Consider the following 20263-nt stretch of genomic DNA (forward strand, 5'->3'; position numbering starts at 1 on the left):
TACGCCGACGGCGAACGGCCGGAACACCTGACCCCCGGTGTCAGTTGGATGACGTATACGGACAACCTCCGCGAGGTTTCCCGTCCGCACCTAGACTGAAAAGACGAAGAACCCGAGTCCGAGGGGGACGAATGTTCGAGAGGTTCACCGACCGCGCCAGGCGCGTCGTCGTGCTCGCCCAGGAAGAGGCGCGCATGCTCAGCCACAACTACATCGGCACCGAGCACATCCTCCTCGGCCTGATCCACGAGGGCGAGGGCGTCGCCGCGAAGGCGCTGGAGAGCCTCGACATCTCGCTGGAGGCCGTCCGCGGGCAGGTGGAGGACATCATCGGCCAGGGCCAGCAGGCCCCCAGCGGCCACATCCCCTTCACGCCGCGCGCGAAGAAGGTCCTCGAGCTGAGCCTCCGCGAGGCGCTGCAGCTCGGCCACAACTACATCGGCACCGAGCACATCCTGCTCGGCCTGATCCGCGAGGGCGAGGGCGTCGCCGCCCAGGTGCTGGTGAAGCTCGGCGCCGACCTCAACCGCGTCCGCCAGCAGGTCATCCAGCTGGTCAGCGGCTTCCAGGGCAAGGAGGCCGAGGCCGCCGGCGCCCCGAGCGAGTCCGCGCCCAGCACGTCCGCCGTGCTCGACCAGTTCGGCCGCAACCTCACGCAGGCCGCCCGCGAGGGCAAGCTCGACCCCGTCATCGGTCGCTCCAACGAGATCGAGCGGGTCATGCAGGTGCTGAGCCGCCGCACCAAGAACAACCCCGTCCTCATCGGCGAGCCGGGCGTCGGCAAGACCACCGTCGTCGAGGGTCTCGCCCAGGACATCGTCAAGGGCGACGTCCCGGAGACGCTCAAGGACAAGCAGATCTACACGCTCGACCTCGGTGCGCTCGTCGCCGGCTCCCGCTACCGCGGCGACTTCGAGGAGCGCCTGAAGAAGGTGCTCAAGGAGATCCGCACCCGCGGCGACATCGTGCTGTTCATCGACGAGATCCACACCCTCGTCGGTGCCGGTGCGGCCGAGGGCGCCATCGACGCCGCCAGCATCCTCAAGCCGATGCTGGCCCGCGGCGAGCTGCAGACCATCGGCGCCACCACGCTCGACGAGTACCGCAAGCACTTCGAGAAGGACGCCGCGCTGGAGCGCCGCTTCCAGCCGATCCAGGTCGCCGAGCCGTCGATCGCGCACACCATCGAGATGCTCAAGGGCCTGCGCGACCGCTACGAGGCGCACCACCGCGTCACCATCACCGACGAGGCGCTGGTCGCGGCCGCCACGCTGGCCGACCGCTACGTCTCCGACCGGTTCCTGCCCGACAAGGCCATCGACCTGGTCGACGAGGCGGGCAGCCGACTGCGCATCCGTCGCATGACGGCTCCGCCGGACCTCCGCGAGTTCGACGAGAAGATCGCCGACGTCCGCATGCGCAAGGAGGGCGCCATCGACGCCCAGGACTTCGAGGCCGCCGCCGCGCTCCGCGACGAGGAGAAGAAGCTCATCGTCGCCAAGGGCGAGCGCGAGAAGCAGTGGAAGGCCGGCGACATGGACGTCGTCGCCGTCGTCGACGAGGAGCTCATCGCCGAGGTGCTGGCGCTGGCGACCGGCATCCCGATCGTCAAGCTCACCGAGGAGGAGTCCGGCCGCCTGCTCAACATGGAGGAGGAGCTGCACAAGCGCGTCATCGGTCAGGACGAGGCCATCAAGGCGCTCTCCCGGGCCATCCGGCGCACGCGTGCCGGCCTGAAGGACCCGCGCCGTCCCGGCGGGTCGTTCATCTTCGCCGGGCCCTCGGGCGTCGGCAAGACGTGGCTGTCCAAGGCCCTCGCCAACTTCCTGTTCGGCGACGACGACGCGCTGATCCAGCTCGACATGAGCGAGTACAGCGAGAAGCACACCGTCTCGCGGCTGTTCGGCTCGCCTCCCGGCTACGTCGGCTACGAAGAGGGCGGCCAGCTCACCGAGAAGGTGCGCCGCAAGCCGTTCAGCGTGGTCCTGTTCGACGAGGTCGAGAAGGCCCACCCGGACATCTTCAACTCGCTGCTGCAGATCCTGGAGGAAGGTCGCCTGACCGACTCCCAGGGCCGCGTCATCGACTTCAAGAACACGGTCATCATCATGACCACGAACCTCGGCACCCGAGACATCTCGAAGGGCGTCAACCTCGGCTTCAGCCGCACGGACGACGTCGCCGGTTCGTACGACAAGATGAAGGCCAAGGTGTCGGAGGAGCTCAAGCAGCACTTCCGCCCGGAGTTCCTGAACCGCGTCGACGAGGTCGTGGTGTTCCCGCCGCTCACGCAGGACGAGATCATCCAGATGGTCGACATGATGATCGACGGCCTGGAGCAGCGGCTCAAGGACAAGGACATGGGCATCGAGCTCACGCCCGCCGCCAAGGAGCTGCTCGCCACCCGGGGCTTCGACCCCGTGCTCGGCGCTCGCCCGCTCCGCCGCACGGTGCAGCGCGAGATCGAGGACACCCTCGCCGAGAAGATGCTCTTCGGTGAGCTGCGCGCCGGGCAGATCGTGCTCGTCGACGTGGAGGGCGAGGGTCCCGAGGCCGTGTTCACGTTCACCGGCACGGCCAAGGCCGAGCTCGAGCTCCCCGACGCCGAGACCGTTCCCGCGGTCGAGGCCGGTACCGGCACCTCGGAGTAAGCAACGGTCAAGGCCCGTGGCCGGGCAACGCATAAGCGCCGTCCCCGACCGGGTCCACCAGGCCGTCGGCGACCAGGGAGTCGAGGCAGCGCTCGCGCTGCTGGGCGTCCTCCCACGCCGCGTCCAACGCGGCCTTCGGCACCGGCCCCTCGGACTCGCGCAGCACCGCCATGAGGCGGCCGCGGACCTGGCGGTCGGTGCCGTGCCACGCCTGGCCGCGTCGCGGCGGGCCGTCGTGCTCGGGGTAGCCGGCTGCGCGCCAGCGGCAGAGGTCCGCGACGGGGCAGGCGTCGCAGCGCGGTGACCGTGCGGAGCACACGACGGCGCCCAGCTCCATCGTGGCCGCCGCCCAGCGGTGGGCGTCGTGCTCGGGCAGCAGCGACGTCGCCATGGCGCGCTCCGCCGCCGTGACCGACGGTGCCGGGAACGCCTGGCCCTCGACCACGCGCGCGAAGACCCGGCGGACGTTCGTGTCCATCACCGCGTGCCGCTGCCCGAACGCGAACGACGCGACGGCGGCGGCCGTGTACTCGCCGACGCCCGGCAGCGCGAGCAGCGCGGCGTGCTCGTCGGGCACTTCGCCGCCGTGCCGCTCGGTGATCGCGACGGCCGCCTGGTGCAGCCGCAGCGCGCGTCGCGGGTAGCCGAGGCGGCCCCACGCCCGCACGGCGTCGCCGGGAGAGTCCGCGGCGAGCGCGGCAGGCGTCGGCCAGCGCCGCATCCACGCCTCGTAGACCGGCAGCACCCGGCTGACCGGGGTCTGCTGGAGCATCACCTCCGACACCAGCACCGACCAGCCTGACGTGTCGCGCCGCCACGGGAGGTCGCGCGCCTCGACGGCGAACCAGTCCAGGAGTCGGCGGTGAAGGTCGTCGTGGGCGGTCATGGCGCGTCGATCCTCGCACGCCGGTCTCCGCCGGTTAGCGTGGATCCGTGAGCCAGCGTCGCCTGCCTGCCGAGGTGTACTGGCGTCGTCGTCTGCTCGTGCTGGCGCTGCTCATCCTGCTCGTCTGGCTCGGCATGCGGGTGTGGCCCGACGGTGACGGAGAGCCGGCCGCCGCCGCTCCCACCGCCACGCCGACGGCCACCCAGGCGCCTCCGACCACCAACGGCGTCACCAACGTCGCCCTGACCACGGGGTCCGAGCCGTGCGACGCCGAGTCGATCCGCATCACGCCGACCGTGCGCTCCGGCCAGCACACGCGCGGGCCGGTGACCATCACCCTCCTGGTGAGCTCCTCGTCCGCGAAGCCCTGCAACTTCACCGCGCGCAGCAGCGACCTGCTGGTGGTCATCAGCGCCGGCAAGACCCCGGTCTACGACTCGACGGTCTGCAAGGCGTCGCTGCTCCGGCAGACCGTCCAGCTCTCCCCGGGCTGGGCCACCTCGGTCGACGCCACGTGGAGCGGCCGCGGCTCCGGCCCCCGCTGCTCCAGCAAGGAGGGCTGGGCGACGCCCGGCACCTACGTGCTGAAGATCGGCACGCTCGGCGGCGAGCCGGGCCGGACGTCGTTCCGGCTGACGAGCCCGCCCAAGCCCAAGGCCACGCCCACGCCGACGCCCACCGCGACGCCCACGAAGAAGGCCGAGAAGAAGAAGAGCTAGGCCTGTGTCGGGCGTCATACCCCCGCCGTGTCCCCGGTCATACGGGCCGGCGAGCGCCGAGGTCCATGCTGACGACATCGGGGCCCGGTTGGAGGAGGCGTCATGATCCTGACGTTCGTCATCATCTTCGTGGTCGGCATGGTCTGGGACGCCGGACGCGTCAACCGCCTCCTCGGCAAGACCATCACCCCCGGCGAGAAGCCGAAGTCGCTCCGCTAGACCTGCCCTAGACGTAGCGCTCGAGGATGCTCGACTCGGCGAGGCGGGAGAGTCCCTCGCGGACGCCGCGGGCGCGCAGGTCGCCGACGCCCTCCACGGCCTGCAGGTCGTCGACGCTGGCCGCGAGCAGCTTCTGCAGCGAGCCGAAGTGCTCGATGAGCCGGTCGACGACCGAGAACGGCAGCCGCGGCACCTTGGCCAGCAGGCGGTAGCCGCGCGGCGAGAGCGGGGTGTCCAGCGTGTCGTCGTTGCCGATGCGCATGGCCTCGGCGACCGCGCCGAGCTCGACGAGGGCGCTGGAGTCGATCTCCGCCAGGGCCTCCAGCACGGACTCCACCGGACGCTTGCGGCGGCCTGACGGCAGGTAGTCGCGGACGACGAGCTCGCGCTCCGCGTCGACGCCGCCGATCAGCTCCTCCAGCTGGAGGGCGAGCAGGCGCCCCTCGACGCCGAGCTCGAGCACGTAGGTGTCGATCTCGCCGGAGATGCGGCGCACCATCTCGAGCCGCTGGGCCACCGCGGCGACGTCGCGCACGGTGACCAGGTCCTCGATCTCCAGGGCCGACAGGGCGTCGGAGACCTCGTCGAGGCGGTTGCGGTAGCGCTCGAGCGTGGCGATGGCCTGGTTGGCGCGGCCGATGACGGCGCCGGCGTCCTCGAGGACGTAGCGGGTCTCGTCGAGGTAGAGCGCGATGATGTGCATCGACGCCGAGACCGACACCACGGGGACGCCGGTCTGCCGGGCGACGCGGTCGGCCGTGCGGTGCCGGGTGCCGGACTCCTCGGTGGGGATCGACGGGTCGGGCATCAGGTGCACGGCCGCCTTGACGATGCGGCTGACGTCGGAGTCGAGGATGATCGCGCCGTCCATCTTGGCCAGCTCGCGCAGGCCGGTGGCCGTGAACGGCACGTCGAGCGCGAAGCCGCCGGTGCAGAGCGCGTCGACCTCCGGGCTCTCGCCGATGACGACGAGCGCACCCGTGCGGCCGCGCAGGATCCGCTCCAGACCCTCGCGCAGCTGCGTGCCCGGCGCCATCGTGCCGAGCGTCGCGCGCAGGTCGAACTGTGCCACCACGGAAGCTCCTCGTTTCAGGGACGCGGTCAGTCTAGAGAACCGATCAGCTCGATCGGACCGCTTGGACCGCACTGAGGAAGCGCAGCGCCTCGCGGACGTCGGCGACGGTGACGACGTTCAGGCCGGTGTCGAGCCGGTCGAGGCCAGGCGAGCCGGCGGGCACCAGGACGTGCTGGAAGCCGAGCCGCTCGGCCTCCTTGAGCCGCTCGGCCAGGAACCGCACGGGCCGCACCTCGCCGGCGAGCCCGACCTCGCCGATGGCGACAAGTCCGGCCGGTGCCAGCTGGGACCGCTGCGCCGATGCGACCGCCACGAGCACGGCGAGGTCGACGGCGGGCTCGTCGAGCCGGGCACCGCCGACGGTGGCCGTGTAGACGTCGGAGCTGCCGATCGGCAGCTCGCAGTGCTTGGTGAGGACCGCCAGGATCATCGACACCCGGGAGGAGTCGAGGCCGCTCGACGTGCGTCGCGGCGACGGTGCGTTGGTGGAGACGGTGAGCGCCTGCACCTCGGCCGGGAGCGGCCGCCGGCCCTCCATCGTGACCGTCAGGCAGGTGCCGGTGACGGGTGTGGCGTGCCGCGAGACGAACAGGCCGGTGGGGTCCGGCACCTCGACGAGCCCGGCGTCGGCGAGGTCGAAGCAGCCGATCTCGTCGACCGGCCCGAACCGGTTCTTGACCGCCCGGAGCAACCGGAGCCGGGACGCGCGGTCGCCCTCGAACTGCAGGACGACGTCGACCAGGTGCTCCAGGACCCGGGGACCTGCAACGGAACCGTCCTTCGTGACGTGCCCGACGAGCACGGTGGCGATGCCGGCCGACTTGGCGCGCTGGATGACCGCCGTGGCGACCTCGCGCACCTGGGTGACGCCACCCGGGACGCCGTCGACGTCGGCGGAGCCGATGGTCTGCACGGAGTCGACGACCAGCAGCGACGGCGCGACGTCGTGGACGTGCGTGAGCAGCGCGCCGAGGTCGATCTCGGCCGCGAGGTAGAGCTCGGGGTGCACCGCACCGGTGCGTTCGGCGCGGAGCCGCACCTGGGCCGCGGACTCCTCGCCGGAGACGTAGAGCGTGCGGCGGCCGGCGCGGGCCCAGCGCGCGGCCAGCTCGAGCAGCAGGGTGGACTTGCCGACGCCCGGCTCACCGGCGAGCAGTAGCACGCCGCCGGGGACGACGCCGCCGCCGAGCACGCGGTCGAGCTCGCCGATGCCCGACGACACCGACTGCGCCTCCTTCACCGACACCTCGGTGATGGGCCGCGCCGCGGTGCTCACCGGGGCGGCCGCCGTGCGGCCGGCCGGACGCGAGGACCCGCCGACGTCGACCGTGCCCCACGCCTGGCACTCGCCGCAGCGCCCGACCCACTTGGAGGTGGTCCAGCCGCACTCCGCGCAGACGTAGACGGGCCGTGCGGACTTGGTGGACGCCATGGTCGTCAGCGTAGGTGAGCGCTACGACACGTCAGGCGGCCACGGCGCCCGGCTCGGTCGGCACGTCCTCCTTGCGGGCGTTGATCAGGAACACGATCGCCGCCAGGCAGCCCAGGAACAGGATCGCGCTCCACAGGAACGTGGTCTGGTAGCCGTGGACGAACGCGGCGTCGGCCGGCCCGGCCTGCGTGACCGCGCTCGGGTGGTCGGTCAGGTAGCCGGTCAGCGAGCTCGCGAACAGCGTGTTCAGCAGCGCGATGCCCAACGACCCACCGACCTGTTGGGCGGTGTTCAGCACGGCACTGCCGACGCCCGTGTCGTGCTCCTCGATGCGCAGCAGCGCCGTGGTGGACGCCGGGATGAAGACGCCGGCCAGGCCGGTGCTCATGATGATCATCGACGGGAACACGTGGGTCCAGTACGACGAGCCCTCCGCGCTGATCTGCGTCAGCCACAGCATGCCGGCGGTGCCGACGAGGATGCCGGTGAGCAGGATCGGGCGTGGGCCGATCTTCGGCAGCAGCTGGGAGACGACGCCGGCGGTGATGATCATGCCGACGCTGAACGGCAGGAACGCGAAGCCCGACCTCAGCGGGCTGTACCCGAGCGTGAGCTGCATGTAGTAGGTCACGAACAGGAACATCGGGAACATGCCCGCGCCGAGGAACAGGAACAGGATGTTCGAGCCGCCGCGGTTGCGGTCGAGCACGACGCGCAGCGGCAGCAGCGGCTGGCTGGCCCGGAGCTCCCAGATCACGAACGCGACGAGCAGCGCCAGGCCGATGCCGAGGAACGTGACGGTGCTGGAGTCGGTCCAGCCCTGCACCTCGAAGCCGCGGCCGGGGTTCTTGGCCCGGGCGGCCTCGGTGAAGCCGTAGACGAGCGAGACCAGGCCGAGCGTGGCCATCACGACGCCGGGGATGTCGTACTTGGTGTTGCCCTGCGCCTTGCTCTCGTGCACGAGCGGCACGGCGGCGAAGGCGGTGGCGAGGGCGATCGGCACGTTCACGCCGAGGCACCAGCGCCAGTCGGCGTACTCGGTGAGCACGCCGCCGACGATCAGGCCGATGGCGGCGCCGCCGCCGGACAGCGCGCCGAACACGCTGAACGCGATGGCGCGCTCCTTGGCCTCGGTGAACGTGACCGAGATCAGGGACAGCGCGGCGGGCGCCATCAGCGCGGCGAACGCGCCCTGCAACGCGCGGGCCGAGTAGAGCATGCCGGCGCCGGCGGCGGACGGGTCGAGCCCGAAGAGGTCGACGACGTCGCGCAGGACGTCGGTGCCGACGAACCCGCCGAGGGCCGACGCGAGCGCGAACCCGACGAGACCGATCACGAAGATGCGCTTGCGGCCGACGTAGTCGGCGATGCGGCCGCCGAGCAGCAGCAGCCCGCCGAACGCCAGCGTGTACGCGGTGACCACCCACTGGCGGTCGGCGTCGCTGATGCCGAGGTCGGCCTGCGCCGAGGGCAGCGCGATGTTCACGATCGACGCGTCGAGCACGATCATCAGCTGCGCCGTGGCGATGACCCCGAGCGCGAGCCATCGACGGGGGTCGGGCCCTGCTGCCGTGGTGCGGTCAGCGGGGTCGAGGGTCTCGCTCATGAGGTCTCCTGCCGGTGGGTCCCGAACGTATTTCCGCTGCAACCGCGGCGAACGGGGTGATGTTCCCGATCCTGGCAGGAAGTTCCGACAGAACCTCAGATGCGGACGTCGCCGCCGGGGGTGGAGAAGGTGGCCGACAGGATGCCCGGCGTGCCGTTGGGAGCGGCCCACTCGACGCTGATCGACTCCAGTGCGTCGAAGACCTCCTCGCCGAGCCAGTCGGCCACGCGCTGCGGGTCGCCGGCGATCGCCAGCTCGGTGAGCTCCAGGCCGGTCTCCGCCATCTGCGACGGGTGCTCCGACGGGTCGATCTGCCAGCACGTCACGAACGGCAGCTGCGGGTCGGCGGCCATGCCCTTGACGCCGATCTGCTGCCACTCGAGGTTGAAGCCGTCAGGGCGGCGGCGGTTGCCCGGGACGGCGTGCCGGCCCATGCGGCGCTCGACGGGCGCGATGTCGTCGACGGACACGACCCAGCCGAGCCAGCCGCCCCCGGCCTCGGAGCGCTTGCGCACCGCCTGGCCGAACGGCGCCTTGTCGGCCGCGGGGTGGTCGAGGACCTCCACGACCTCCAGGTACTGGTGGTTCTTCAGCGGAAGGATCATGTTCCGCGTGCCGAAGCGAGGGTGCGGTCCACCGTCGAGGAACTGCGCACCGAGCGCCTTCCCGAGGGCGTCGGTGGTGGCGGCGAGGCCATCGGGTCCGGCGGCGAACGAGAGGTGGTCGAGATGCATAGGTCATTCTTTCCAGACGCCGAATCGCATCTCGACGCCGGGGGTCACTCCACCGAGGCTCGGTGCTCCGGTCCCACGTAGGCCTCGCAGTGGCGCTCCAGCTCGGCGTAGCCCTCCGGCCCCATGAGCGCGACGAGCTCCGGGCGGTTGGACACGTAGACCGGCTCCATGGCGACGTGCGCGTCGGTGTTGGACGAGCAGTACCACTCCAGGTCGTGGCCGCCCGGGCCCCAGCCGGCGCGGGTGTACTCGCCGATCTGCACCTCGGTGTAGGTGGTGCCGTCGCCGGGGTCGACCTCGCGGAACTGGCGACGGATGGGCAGCTGCCAGCAGACGTCGGGCTTGAGCTCGAGCGGCTCGACGCCCTCGGCGAGCGCCAGCGCGTGCAGGGCGCACCCGTAGCCGCCCTCGAAGCCGCGCGAGTTGTGGAAGATGCAGGCGCCGTCGAGCGTGCGGGTCTTGAGGTCGCCCTCGTCGTCGCGCTCGGTCCAGCCGTCCTGGCCCGCGTCGAACCGCTCCCAGCGCTCCGGGGTCAGCCGCTCGACGGCGGTGGCCACGCGCTGGTGATCGTCCTCGTCGGCGAAGTGCGCGCCCAGCGTGCAGCAGCCCGCCTCGGGGCTCGAGGAGTAGATGCCCGGGCAGCCAGCACCGAAGATGCACGTCCAGCGGGACGTGAGCCACGTGAGGTCGCAGCGGAACACCTCGGTGTCGTCGGCGGGGTTGGGGAACTCGACCCACTGGCGCGGGAATCCGAGCGAGACTTCGGGCATCCGTCCAGCGTACGGGGCGGGGTCCCTACTCTTGATGCCGTGCCTGATCAGCTTCGCGTGGCGCTGTCGACGTCGTCGGTCTACCCGGGATCGACCGCCAGCGGCTTCGAGACCGCCGCGCGGCTCGGCTACGACGGCGTCGAGGTGATGGTCAGCATCGACGACGTGAGTGGCGACGTCGAGGCCGTGAAGAGCCTCAGCGAGTTCCACGAGGTGCCGATCGTCTCCGTGCACGCGCCGTGCCTGCTGCTGACGCAGCGGGTGTGGGGCACCGAGCCGTGGGGCAAGCTGCACCGCAGCGCGGAGATGGCGCTCGAGGTCGGCGCGGAGACCGTCGTGGTCCACCCGCCGTTCCGCTGGCAGCGCGAGTACGCCCGCGGGTTCGTCGACGGCATCGCCGACCTGGAGCACCAGTACGGCATCACGTTCGCGGTGGAGAACATGTACCCGTGGCGCACGGGCCGCCGCGAGTTCCAGGCCTATGCGCCCGGCTGGGACCCGCTGCAGGAGTCGTACGCGCACGTCACCGTCGACCTGTCGCACAGTGCCACCGCCGGCGAGGACGCCCTGCAGATGGCCAAGGCCCTGGGTGGCCGGCTCGCGCACATCCACCTCACCGACGGCTCCGGCTCGCCGCGCGACGAGCACCTCGTGCCCGGCCACGGCGAGCAGCCCGCCCAGGCGTTCCTGGAGCACGTCGCGGCGAGCGACTACACCGGGGAGATCGTGGTGGAGATCAACACCCGCAAGGCCGTGGACCAGGAGACCCGGGAGGCCGACCTCCTGGAGTCGCTGGCGTTCGCCCGACTCCACGCCTCCCGCTGATCACTACGATCTGCTCATGGTCTCCTTCGAGCAGCTCACCGGCTTCGGGATCGCCGCGCTCATCCTGATCGCCATCCCCGGCCCGTCGGTCGTGTTCACGATCGGCCGTGCCCTGGCGTACGGACGCGCCGCCGCGCTGGCCACGGTCGTCGGCAACTCGTTCGGGCTGCTGTGCATCGTCGTCCTCGTGGCGGCCGGGCTCGGCGTCGTGGTCGAGGAGTCGATCGAGGTCTACACCGTGCTCAAGCTGCTCGGTGCCGCCTACCTCGTCTGGCTGGGCGTGCAGGCGTTCCGGCACCGCAAGGACTTCCGGATGAGCGCCGGCGACGGCGTGCACCCGGGCTCCCTGTCGGCCCTCCGCGCGGCCCGCCAAGGCTTCGTCGTCGGGGTCACCAACCCGAAGGCCTTCATGATCCTGGGCGCCGTGCTGCCGCAGTTCGTCGACCGCAGTGCCGGCCAGATCCCGCTGCAGATGCTCCTGCTCGGGCTGCTCGCGTTCGGCATCGGGCTCGTGTCCGACAGCCTCTGGGCGTTGATCGCCAGCCAGCTGCGCGAGTGGTTCGCCCGGTCCGACCGTCGCGGCGAGGCCGTCGGCGCCGTCGGCGGGCTGTCGATGATCGGCCTCGGCGTCGGGCTCGCCGTCAGCGGGGAGCCGCGCTGAGCCGTCGTGCCAGCACGGCGCCGGTGATGATCTGCATCTGGTGGTAGAGCATCAGCGGCAGCACGAGCAGGGCGACGCGCTCGCCGGTGAACAGCACCGTCGCGATCGGTAGCCCGCTGGCGAGGCTCTTGTTGGACCCGCAGAACAGCAGCGCGATGCGGTCCGGCCGGGTGAACCCGAGCAGCGAGCCGAGGCCCCAGGACCAGCCGAAGCCGAACGCGAGCAGCACGGCGCACACGGCCACCACGGCCAGCACCGACCCGACGGTCTGCGTCTCCCAGATGTCGGCCTCCGCACCTTCGCTGAACGCCACGAAGACCACCAGCACGATGCTGGCCCGGTCGTAGAGGCGCAGGCGGTGGTCGTTTCGCTCCATCCACCGGCCCACGAGCGGACGGAGCAGCTGGCCGGCGACGAACGGCACGAACAGCTGGAGCACGATCCGCAGCACCGAGCTGCTGTCGACGTGGGCGTCGGCCGTCATCAGGAGGGCGGCGAGCGCCGGCGTCAGGAACACCCCGAGCAGGTTCGACAGCGACGCGCTCACCACGGACCCGGCGACGTTGCCGCGGGCGATCCGCGTGTAGACCACGCACGACTGCACCGTGGACGGGACGAGGCACAGCAGGAGGACGCCGCTGGCCAGGGGAGCGGTCAGGACGTCCGGCTCCAGCAGCTGCGCGGCGAGTCCGAGCAGCGGGAACGCGACGTACGTGGTGGTCAGCGCCGCGGCGTGCAGCCGCCAGCTGCGCAGCCCGGCCAGCGTCTCGGCGGTGGACAGCCGCGTGCCGTACAGGAAGAACAGCAGGCCGATGGCCACCAGGCTGACGTTCTTGAGGACGTCGAGGGCGTCACCGGTGACCGGCACGAACGTCGCGACCAGCGCCGCGGCGACGAGCGCCACGATGAACGGGTCCGGTCGCAGTCGCACGCCTGAACACTAGTGTGGCGAGCATGTCGACACGGATCGCGATCCTCGGCGGCGGCGTGATGGGCGGGACGCTGCTGTCCGCCCTCCTCTCGGCCGGGCACGCGCCCGGCGACGTCGTCGTCGGCGAGAAGCTGGCCGAGCGCGCCGAGGAGCTGCGCGAGCAGTTCGGCGTCACCGTCACGGGCAACGTCGAGGCCGTCAGCGGCGCCGACGTCGTCCTCGTCGTCGTGAAGCCGCAGGACGTCCCGAGCCTGCTGGAGGAGATCGCCGGCGCCGTCCCGCCGGACGCCACGGTGGTCTCGCTGGCCGCGGGCATCCGCATCGCCACGATCGAGCAGGCGCTGCCGGGCGTCGCCGTCGTCCGTGCGATGCCCAACACCCCGGCCCTCGTCGGCGCGGGCATGTTCGGCATCTCGCCCGGGTCCACCTGCACCGACGACCGGCTCGAGCTCGTCCGCGAGCTGCTCGCCACCGGCGGCAAGGTCGTCGTGGTCGACGAGAGCGGCCAGGACGCCGTCACGGCGGTCTCCGGCTCCGGTCCGGCCTACGTCTTCTACCTCGCCGAGGCGATGATCGCCGGCGGCGTCGAGGCGGGGCTCGACCTCGAGACCGCCACCACGCTCGCCACCCAGACCATCGTCGGCGCCGCGAAGCTGCTCGACGAGTCCGACGAGGACGCCGCCGAGCTGCGGCGCCGCGTCACGTCGCCCAACGGCACCACACACGCGGCCATCACCACGTTCGACGAGCAGGGCGTCCGCGACGGGCTCGTCGCCGGCGTGCTCGCGGCGGCACGCCGGTCCGAGGAGCTGTCGTGAGCGGTCGCGCCACCCTCGTCTTCGACGAGCGGCTGACCGGGTACGACTTCGGCCAGTCGCACCCGATGGCTCCCGTGCGCGTCGTGCTGACGATGCTGCTGGCCCGGGAGCTCGGCGTGCTCGACCACCTCGACGTCGTCGGCGCAGAGCCGTGCACCGTCGACCAGCTCGCCACCGTCCACGAGCGGGGATACATCGAGCGGGTGCAGAAGCTCAGCGCGCACCCGACGCACGCCGACCCGAGCATCGGGCTCGGCACGGCTGACAATCCCGTCTTCGCCGGCATGCACGAGGCGAGCGCGCTCATCGCCGGCGCCAGCCTGGCGGCGGCGCGGCGGGTGTGGACCGGCGAGACCAAGCGCGCCGCGAACATCGCCGGCGGCCTGCACCACGCGATGCCGGGCACCGCGAGCGGGTTCTGCATCTACAACGACATCGCCGTGGGCATCCAGTGGATGCTCGACCAGGGCGCCGAGCGCGTCGCCTACGTCGACGTCGACGCCCACCACGGTGACGGCGTGCAGGCGATCTTCTACGACGACCCGCGGGTGCTGACGATCTCGCTGCACGAGGGGCCGCAGACGCTGTTCCCGGGCACCGGGTTCGCCTCGGAGTGCGGCGGCCCGGGCGCCGAGGGCACGTCGGTCAACATCGCGCTCCCGCCCGGCACGTCCGACGCCGGCTGGCTGCGCGCGTTCCACGCCGTCGTCCCGGCCGCGCTGCACGCCTTCGAGCCGCAGGTGCTCGTCACCCAGCACGGCTGCGACTCCCACATGGACGACCCGCTCACCAACCTGATGCTCAGCATCGACGGGCAGCGCACCGCCTACCTCGCGCTCGAGCGCCTGGCCGAGGACCTCACCGACGGACGCTGGGTGGTCACCGGGGGCGGCGGGTACGCGGTGACCGACGTCGTCCCGCGGATCTGGACCCACCTGCTCGCCATCGTCGCGGGCCACCCGATCGACCCGTCCACCGAGACGCCGGCCACCTGGCGCGCGGAGGTCGAACGGCTGAGCGGCCAGCGGGCGCCGCAGCGGATGACCGACGGCCGTTCCGCCTCGTGGCGCGACTGGGGCGAGGGCTACGACCCCGACAGCTGGCTGGACCGCTGCATCAACGCCACGCGCACCGAGTCGTTTCCGCTGATGGGCATCGATCTGAGCGTCTGAGCGCGGTTTGAGACGAAAACCACAACTTTCGGCACCTCTATCCCTCGGGCACCAGAAACCACTACGCTCCTAGCAAGCACGCGCGCTTCCTCTCCGGTGGGGAAGCCGGAGAGCGCGCGTGCCCCCCATGCCCGAGCGGCACCCAGGCACCGCCGCTCCGGCGGCTGAACCGGACGAAAGCAGGTGATGGACATGGCATCAGGATCGTCGTTCCTGACCGTGGCCGAGGTCGCCGCGCAGATGCGGGTGTCCAAGATGACCGTCTACCGTCTGGTCCACGCCGGCGAGCTCGAGGCCGTCCGTGTCGGCCGTTCCTTCCGCGTGCCGGAGGCCGCTGTCGAGCAGTACCTGTCCCGGTCCTTCTTCGAGGCCGGCTGAGGTCTGTTCGCCCTGACCGCGTAGGCTGAGGGCCACCATTTCCTCCCGGATCGGCAAAGGGTCACCACGTGGGTTCAGTCATCAAGAAGCGTCGTAAGCGGATGTCGAAGAAGAAGCACCGCAAGATGCTCAAGCGCACGCGGGTGCAGCGCCGCAAGCTCGGCAAGTAGGTCCCATGGGCCGGGTCGTCCTCGTCACCGGGGTCGCGGGCACGTTCGCGTCCCGGGTATCGCGCACGCTCGCCGAGCTCGGCGAAAACCCAGTGGACGGCACAGCCATCGACCGCGTCGTCGGACTGGACACCCGTCCCCCTGACGGAGACCTCGGCGGCGTCAAGTTCGTCCGCGCCGACATCCGCACGCCCGTCGTCGGCAAGGTCATGGCGGTGGAGGACGTCGACACCGTCGTGCACCTCGACGTCAACCCGCCCGACCGCTCGCGCGCCGGCAGCGGCGCCAAGGAGCGCAACGTCATCGGCACGATGCAGCTGCTCGCGGCCTGCCAGCGCTCCGCCACGGTCACCAAGCTCGTGCTGGGCTCGTCCACCGCGGTCTACGGCACGTCGCCCAAGGACCCGGCCCTGTTCACCGAGTCGTCCGCCGCGCAGGGTGGCGTCCGCTCCGGCTTCCCGAAGGACTCCGTCGAGGTCGAGAACTACGTGCGCGGCTTCTCCCGCCGGCGGCCCGAGGTCATCATCACGATCCTGCGGCTCGCCCAGGTGCTCCACCCGGACATCGACACGCCCCTGCGCAACTACTTCCAGAACCCGGCGCTGCCCACGGCTCTCGGGTTCGACCCGCGCCTGCAGTTCACCCACCTCGACGACGCGCTCGACGTGTTCAGCGAGGCCGTGCTGCGCGACCGGCCCGGCACGTTCAACGTCGCCGGCGACGGCGTCGTGACGCTGTCGCAGGCCACCCGCCGCCTCGGCAAGCCCGTCATCCCGCTGCCACCCGTCGGGTTCGCGGCCGCGGCCCGGCGCGCCATCCGCGTCATGGGCGGCGACCTGCCGCCCGACCTCAACCGCCTGCTCACCTACGGCCGCGCGGTCGACACCTCCGCACTCCGCGAGATCTTCGGCTTCGAGCTGAAGCACACGTCCGAAGAGGTCTTCGAGGAGTTCCGGGCCTCGCAGCGCCCGGGCATCCTCGCCGCACTGGGAGGCCGTCGATGAACGACGACCGCCGCACCATCGGGTCCGGGGGCAAGGCCGGCCGGGGCAACCGCTCGACGTCGCCGTCGTCGGCCGCTCGCTCGCTGGCCGGAGGCGCCCAGCGCCCGAAGAAGCCCGTCACCAAGGTCAAGAAGGCGGCCACGAGCACCACCACGAAGCCGGCGGCGAAGAAGACCACCAAGGCTCCACCCAAGCCCGCCAAGAAGGCCGCACCCGCTGCCAAGAAGGCGCCGGCGCAGGAGCGGCCCCGTCTGCGCGCCGTCACCGACGAGGACGCGGCAGCAGCGGCGGCGGCAGCGGCCGAGGAGGCCGCGCGCAAGACCCGCACCGCGGGTTCGGCCTCGCTGCCGGCCGGCATCCCGCTCGACGAGATCGTCGTCGCCCTCGTGCAGGGCGTGCAGCGCGTGCTCGGCTCGGACTGGGAGAGTCGCCTGGCCACGTTCTTCGCCGTGCTGCGCAAGCGCCTGAGCGGCGACTTCGCCGTCGACGAGTTCGGCTTCGACCCGCAGATCGCCGAGATCCTGGTCAGTGCCGTCGAGCCGCTCGCCGAGAAGTGGTTCCGCCTCGAGGTGCGCGGCGTCGAGAACATCCCGTCCGAGGGCGGCGCCCTCCTGGTGGCCAACCACTCCGGCACGGTGCCGATCGACGGACTCATCACCGGCTACGCCGTGAAGAAGTACAGCGGCCGCGACCTCCGCCCGCTCGGGGCCGACCTGGTCTTCGCGCTGCCGTTCGTCGGGCAGGTGGCCCGCAAGGTCGGCGCCACGCTCGCCTGCACGGCGGACGCCGAGCGGCTCCTCACCGGCGGCGAGCTGGCCGGCGTCTGGCCGGAGGGCTTCAAGGGCATCGGCAAGCCGTTCGCCGAGCGCTACAAGCTGCAGCGGTTCGGCCGCGGCGGCTTCGTGTCGTCGGCCATGCGGGCGCAGGTGCCGATCGTCCCGGTCTCGATCGTCGGCGCCGAGGAGATCTACCCGCTCGTGGGCAACGTGCCGTCGCTGGCGCGCCTGCTCGGCCTGCCGTACCTGCCGATCACGCCGTTCTTCCCGCTGCTCGGCCCGCTCGGCATGATCCCGCTGCCGAGCAAGTGGATCATCGAGTTCGGCGAGCCCATCCGCACCGACGCGTACGAGCCCGAGGCCGCCGACGACCCGATGCTGCTGTTCAACGTCACCGACCAGGTGCGCGAGACGATCCAGCAGACGCTCTACGCGCTGCTCGTCGACCGCGGCAACGCGTTCTTCTGAGACGCACCGAGCGCGCTCTGCGCGCGAGCGTGCGGCCAGGTCGAGCGACTGCGCCGGAGGCGCCCGCTTGACGAGACCTCGCCAGAGATGAGTGGTGGGCTCAGCGGCCGAGGAGGGTGTTCAGCAGGCCGGGGATGAGACCCTCCTGCTCGTCGTCGCCGAGAAGGGCGCCGACGATGGGCTTGGTGATCTTGCCGAGCGTGCCGACCGGGTCCTGCGTGGCCTCGGGGATCGAGGGCAGGGAGACCGTGGGCTTCGGGGCGGGCGTGGTGGTGGCCGTCGCGGCCGGCTTCTCCACGACGGTGGGAGCGGCGGCCTGGGCCTGCGGGGTGGGATCGGTGCGCGGCGGGTCGGTGACCTCGGCGGCGCCCAGCGAGGAGACGGCGGTGACGATGCCACTGACGTCGGCGGCGCCGCACGAGCTGCACAGGTCCGCGGCCTGGACGGCGAGCTTGGACACCGTGGCGGTGGCGGCGTCGAACGCGTCGCCCGCACCGTTCGGCAGCTGGCCGGACAGGGCCGCGAGATCCGTGGCGGCAGCGGCGGTGAAGTCGTTCACCACGGTGATCGAGTCGGTGGCCCGGCGGGTGTCGAAGTCGTCGAACAGCGTGCTCGATCCGTCCTCGGCCTGGTCGGTGAACTCGTCCAGGGCGTCGGAGATGTGGCGCTGGTCGGACGGCGAGCCCTTCTCGGCGAGCTGACGCGCCTCGGCGAGACGCTCGGACGCCAGGGTGAGACGGAACTGCGCCTTGGAGACGTCGCTGGTGTGCATGGCGAGCTCGACGTTCTCCACGGTGCGCTTGACCGGGTAGAGGACGTCGCCCGGCAGGGCCGAGGCGCTGGAGCCGATGAGGCTGACGGCGCTCACGGCGCCGATGAGGGCGGCGGTGGCGCCGGCGAGGCGGCGGCGGCCGGGGCGCGGGACCGAGACGGCGGGCTTGGTGGCCGTGCGGACCGGCTCCGGCGACGTGACCAGCACCGATGCAGCCTCGGTCATCAGGCGATCGCGCAGTCCGAACCGGAACTCGGCGGAGGGCTCGACGGCAGCGGCGGCGCACAGCTGCTCGGCGCAGCTGACCAGCGAGGCGATCTCCCTGTCGAGCGGCCGCCCAGGGCCCGGCACCCCTGCCGAGTCGCGGGGTGCGCGACCGGACCAGGCCTCCTCGAAGGCCCTCGCGTCGTCGTGATGCCGGCGGATCATCGCCCCATCCTCCAAGTTCGTGCGGGTGTACCCAGGTCAACGACGAATGCGCTGGTCAGGTTACGCAGGGAGAACGTGTTCCAGGTCATCGCAGATCACCCGGCACTCGCTTCGCCAGGCTGCGCACGGCGCGCAGCTGGAGCTGCTTGATCGCACCCTCGCTGCGATCCATCGCCGCGGCCGTCTGGGCGATGGACATCCCCTGGATGAAGCGCATCAGGACGCAGTCGCGCTGCTCCGGGGGCAGGGAGTTGACCGCCTCGAACAGCATCTCGTTGGAGATGAGCGAGAGCACGTCCTCCTCCGGGCTGGACGCGGTGGCGCGGCCCTCCGGGACGTCGTCGGAGACGATCTCGAGTCGCGAGCGGCTCGACTTGAAGTGGTCCGTGATCAGGTTGCGGGCGATGGTGGTGAGCCACGCGCCGAAGTCCTTGCCCTGCCAGTTGAAGCGCTGGATGGCGCGCAGGCCGCGGACGAACGTCTCGCTGGTGAGGTCCTCCGCGAGCGGCTTGGAGCCGACCCGGTAGTAGATGAAGCGGAAGATGCCGGAGACGTAGTGGTCGTACAGCTGGCCGAAGGCCTCGGCGTCACCCTCGCGGGCGAGGTCGACGAGCGCGCGCAGACGGGTGCCCTCGGGGTCGGGGTCGACGTCGCCCGGACCGAGACCGTTGCCGCCCGGAGAGAACGTCGACGGACTGTGCGTGGTGGTGAGCGCGATGCCGAGCGCTCGGTTGTCCGGGATCTCCAGGGCAAGCGACAGCGCAAGACGCAATGCGGTCGTCGAGCTGATCACTGGATTCCCTCCCCAGATCGATCGCAGTCTAGCGGTCGCGGGGGTCCATGTCAGAAAAATCGTGGCGGACGTCTCCGCAGGCGGCGGGCCACCTTCCATGCGCCGACGACGGCGGCTCCGGCCCCTGCCGTGCGGGCGCCGGCGACCGCGACCTTGCGGCCGGTGCGGTAGTCGCGGATGCGCCAGCCGTTGGCGCGGGCGTGTGCCCGCAGCGTGGAGTCGGGGTTGACCGCGCACGGGTGCCCGACGAGCGAGAGCATCGGGAGGTCGTTGCTGGAGTCGGAGTAGGCGTAGCACCGGTCGAGGTCGAGGCCCTCGCGCTCGGCGATGGAGCGCACCGCCTCCGCCTTGCCCTCCCCGTGCAGCATCTCGCCGACGAGCTCGCCGGTGTAGACGCCGTCGACGTGCTCGGCCACCGTGCCGAGGGCGCCGGTGAGGCCGAGGCGCCGGGCGATGACGGACGCGATCTCGATCGGGGCCGCGGTGACCAGCCAGACCCGCTGACCCTGGTCGAGGTGCCACTGCGCGAGGGCCCGCGTGCCCGGCCAGATGCGCTCGGCCATGCGCTCGTCGAAGATCTCCTCGCCGAGCTCCTCCAGCTCGCTGACGGTGTGCCCGGCGATGAACGCGAGGGCGGAGCTGCGGGCCTTGGCGATGTGCTCGGGGTCCTCGACGCCGGCGACGCGGAAGTAGATCTGCTGCCAGGCGGCCTTGGCGATGTCGCCGGTGGTGAAGAACTTGCGGCGGTGCAGCCCGCGCGCGAGGTGGAAGATCGACGCCCCCTGCATGACGGTGTTGTCGACGTCGAAGAACGCCGCCGCCTGGGCGTCGGGCTCGGGGGCCAGCGCGTGCTCGACCTCCGTGGCCGCCGCGGCCGCCTGTCCGGCCAGCACCGAGCGCGACTGCAGGTTGCGTCGGCGGGGGGCGCCGGAGGCACTGGCCATGGACCGACAGTATCGGCTCTGCCCAGGGCG

The 20263-nt window shown here is 71.5% G+C and carries 20 protein-coding genes; 10 read left to right on the forward strand and 10 right to left on the reverse strand.

Annotated elements, in window-relative coordinates:
- The first annotated feature begins 131 nt into the window (after positions 1–131).
- A complete protein-coding gene (locus FHP06_RS11370) occupies positions 132–2651 on the forward strand; it encodes an ATP-dependent Clp protease ATP-binding subunit (RefSeq protein ID WP_147686837.1) in 2520 nt (839 codons plus the stop codon).
- A gap of 7 nt (positions 2652–2658) precedes the next feature.
- Here the strand turns inward: FHP06_RS11370 and FHP06_RS11375 are convergent, their stop codons facing one another.
- Positions 2659–3537, reverse strand: a complete 879-nt coding sequence (locus FHP06_RS11375; protein ID WP_147686839.1) for an HhH-GPD family protein — start codon at positions 3535–3537, stop codon at positions 2659–2661.
- Positions 3538–3584: 47 nt separating this feature from the next.
- Here FHP06_RS11375 and FHP06_RS11380 point away from each other — a divergent pair, with 47 nt between their 5' ends.
- Entirely contained in the window at positions 3585–4256 is a 672-nt protein-coding gene (locus FHP06_RS11380; protein ID WP_147686841.1) for a hypothetical protein, read from the forward strand.
- Positions 4257–4482: 226 nt separating this feature from the next.
- Here FHP06_RS11380 and disA read toward each other — a convergent pair whose 3' ends face one another.
- The 5 genes from disA to FHP06_RS11405 all read right to left on the reverse strand — a co-directional run bounded on the left by disA (position 4483) and on the right by FHP06_RS11405 (position 10092).
- Positions 4483–5511, reverse strand: coding sequence for a DNA integrity scanning diadenylate cyclase DisA (disA, locus tag FHP06_RS11385; RefSeq protein WP_147687080.1), 1029 nt, complete (start codon positions 5509–5511; stop codon positions 4483–4485).
- Between the two features lie 82 nt (positions 5512–5593).
- A complete protein-coding gene (gene radA, locus FHP06_RS11390) occupies positions 5594–6982 on the reverse strand; it encodes a DNA repair protein RadA (protein WP_147686843.1) in 1389 nt (462 codons plus the stop codon).
- Positions 6983–7013: 31 nt separating this feature from the next.
- Positions 7014–8588, reverse strand: a complete 1575-nt coding sequence (locus tag FHP06_RS11395; protein ID WP_147686845.1) for an MFS transporter — start codon at positions 8586–8588, stop codon at positions 7014–7016.
- A gap of 95 nt (positions 8589–8683) precedes the next feature.
- Positions 8684–9322 (reverse strand): VOC family protein, encoded by a 639-nt coding sequence (locus FHP06_RS11400; RefSeq protein ID WP_147686847.1) that lies wholly within the window; start codon positions 9320–9322, stop codon positions 8684–8686.
- A 44-nt stretch (positions 9323–9366) separates the two neighbouring features.
- Positions 9367–10092: a hypothetical protein gene (locus FHP06_RS11405; protein ID WP_147686849.1), complete on the reverse strand. Its 726-nt coding sequence runs from the start codon at positions 10090–10092 to the stop codon at positions 9367–9369.
- A 39-nt stretch (positions 10093–10131) separates the two neighbouring features.
- On the opposite strand from FHP06_RS11405, the gene FHP06_RS11410 reads away from it, so the two are divergent.
- Positions 10132–10917 (forward strand): sugar phosphate isomerase/epimerase family protein, encoded by a 786-nt coding sequence (locus FHP06_RS11410; RefSeq protein WP_147686851.1) that lies wholly within the window; start codon positions 10132–10134, stop codon positions 10915–10917.
- A 16-nt stretch (positions 10918–10933) separates the two neighbouring features.
- The gene (locus tag FHP06_RS11415; RefSeq protein WP_147686853.1) at positions 10934–11578 is read left to right on the forward strand and encodes a LysE family translocator; all 645 of its coding nucleotides are present in this window, start codon (positions 10934–10936) and stop codon (positions 11576–11578) included.
- On the opposite strand, the gene FHP06_RS11420 is transcribed toward FHP06_RS11415, so the two are convergent.
- The gene (locus FHP06_RS11420; RefSeq protein ID WP_147686855.1) at positions 11559–12509 is read right to left on the reverse strand and encodes a bile acid:sodium symporter family protein; all 951 of its coding nucleotides are present in this window, start codon (positions 12507–12509) and stop codon (positions 11559–11561) included. The two genes, FHP06_RS11415 and FHP06_RS11420, sit on opposite strands and share 20 nt — an antisense overlap.
- Positions 12510–12532: 23 nt before the next feature.
- Between FHP06_RS11420 and proC the strand changes: the two genes are divergently transcribed.
- The 6 genes from proC (at position 12533) to FHP06_RS11450 (ending at position 17295) form a co-directional block, all read left to right on the forward strand.
- Entirely contained in the window at positions 12533–13327 is a 795-nt protein-coding gene (gene proC / locus FHP06_RS11425) for a pyrroline-5-carboxylate reductase (protein WP_147686857.1), read from the forward strand.
- On the forward strand, positions 13324–14499 hold the full coding sequence (locus FHP06_RS11430; protein WP_147686859.1) for an acetoin utilization protein AcuC: 1176 nt from the start codon (positions 13324–13326) through the stop codon (positions 14497–14499). Before proC ends, FHP06_RS11430 begins: the two co-directional genes overlap by 4 nt.
- A gap of 192 nt (positions 14500–14691) precedes the next feature.
- On the forward strand, positions 14692–14877 hold the full coding sequence (locus FHP06_RS11435) for a helix-turn-helix domain-containing protein (protein ID WP_187271907.1): 186 nt from the start codon (positions 14692–14694) through the stop codon (positions 14875–14877).
- Between the two features lie 68 nt (positions 14878–14945).
- Entirely contained in the window at positions 14946–15047 is a 102-nt protein-coding gene (locus FHP06_RS11440; protein ID WP_012359487.1) for a 30S ribosomal protein bS22, read from the forward strand.
- Positions 15048–15052: 5 nt separating this feature from the next.
- Positions 15053–16051: an NAD-dependent epimerase/dehydratase family protein gene (locus tag FHP06_RS11445; protein ID WP_147686862.1), complete on the forward strand. Its 999-nt coding sequence runs from the start codon at positions 15053–15055 to the stop codon at positions 16049–16051.
- Positions 16048–17295: a lysophospholipid acyltransferase family protein gene (locus FHP06_RS11450; protein ID WP_147686864.1), complete on the forward strand. Its 1248-nt coding sequence runs from the start codon at positions 16048–16050 to the stop codon at positions 17293–17295. Before FHP06_RS11445 ends, FHP06_RS11450 begins: the two co-directional genes overlap by 4 nt.
- A gap of 100 nt (positions 17296–17395) precedes the next feature.
- On the opposite strand, the gene FHP06_RS11455 is transcribed toward FHP06_RS11450, so the two are convergent.
- The 3 genes from FHP06_RS11455 to FHP06_RS11465 form a co-directional block, all read right to left on the reverse strand.
- Positions 17396–18496, reverse strand: a complete 1101-nt coding sequence (locus FHP06_RS11455; protein WP_147686866.1) for a DUF5667 domain-containing protein — start codon at positions 18494–18496, stop codon at positions 17396–17398.
- Positions 18497–18581: 85 nt separating this feature from the next.
- Positions 18582–19289 carry a sigma-70 family RNA polymerase sigma factor gene (locus FHP06_RS11460; protein WP_230973492.1) on the reverse strand — a complete coding sequence of 236 codons (708 nt, stop codon included), beginning with the start codon at positions 19287–19289 and terminating at the stop codon, positions 18582–18584.
- 50 nt (positions 19290–19339) lie between these two features.
- Positions 19340–20233, reverse strand: a complete 894-nt coding sequence (locus FHP06_RS11465) for an HAD family hydrolase (protein WP_147686870.1) — start codon at positions 20231–20233, stop codon at positions 19340–19342.
- Between the last annotated feature and the right edge of the window lie 30 nt (positions 20234–20263).

It is taken from the genome of Aeromicrobium terrae (assembly GCF_008039565.1).
Lineage (GTDB): Bacteria > Actinomycetota > Actinomycetes > Propionibacteriales > Nocardioidaceae > Aeromicrobium > Aeromicrobium terrae.

Bases quoted from the DNA above. Each gene is read 5' to 3' on its own strand.
- proC (WP_147686857.1), top strand. From the start codon at position 12,533: ATGTCGACACGGATCGCGATCCTCGGCGGCGGCGTGATGGGCGGGACG.
- disA (WP_147687080.1), bottom strand. From the start codon at position 5,511: ATGGCGCCGGGCACGCAGCTGCGCGAGGGTCTGGAGCGGATCCTGCGC.
- FHP06_RS11415 (WP_147686853.1), top strand. From the start codon at position 10,934: ATGGTCTCCTTCGAGCAGCTCACCGGCTTCGGGATCGCCGCGCTCATC.
- FHP06_RS11375 (WP_147686839.1), bottom strand. From the start codon at position 3,537: ATGACCGCCCACGACGACCTTCACCGCCGACTCCTGGACTGGTTCGCC.
- FHP06_RS11405 (WP_147686849.1), bottom strand. From the start codon at position 10,092: ATGCCCGAAGTCTCGCTCGGATTCCCGCGCCAGTGGGTCGAGTTCCCC.
- FHP06_RS11435 (WP_187271907.1), top strand. From the start codon at position 14,692: ATGGCATCAGGATCGTCGTTCCTGACCGTGGCCGAGGTCGCCGCGCAG.
- FHP06_RS11455 (WP_147686866.1), bottom strand. From the start codon at position 18,496: ATGATCCGCCGGCATCACGACGACGCGAGGGCCTTCGAGGAGGCCTGG.
- FHP06_RS11370 (WP_147686837.1), top strand. From the start codon at position 132: ATGTTCGAGAGGTTCACCGACCGCGCCAGGCGCGTCGTCGTGCTCGCC.
- FHP06_RS11445 (WP_147686862.1), top strand. From the start codon at position 15,053: ATGGGCCGGGTCGTCCTCGTCACCGGGGTCGCGGGCACGTTCGCGTCC.
- FHP06_RS11395 (WP_147686845.1), bottom strand. From the start codon at position 8,588: ATGAGCGAGACCCTCGACCCCGCTGACCGCACCACGGCAGCAGGGCCC.
- FHP06_RS11465 (WP_147686870.1), bottom strand. From the start codon at position 20,233: ATGGCCAGTGCCTCCGGCGCCCCCCGCCGACGCAACCTGCAGTCGCGC.
- radA (WP_147686843.1), bottom strand. From the start codon at position 6,982: ATGGCGTCCACCAAGTCCGCACGGCCCGTCTACGTCTGCGCGGAGTGC.
- FHP06_RS11450 (WP_147686864.1), top strand. From the start codon at position 16,048: ATGAACGACGACCGCCGCACCATCGGGTCCGGGGGCAAGGCCGGCCGG.
- FHP06_RS11400 (WP_147686847.1), bottom strand. From the start codon at position 9,322: ATGCATCTCGACCACCTCTCGTTCGCCGCCGGACCCGATGGCCTCGCC.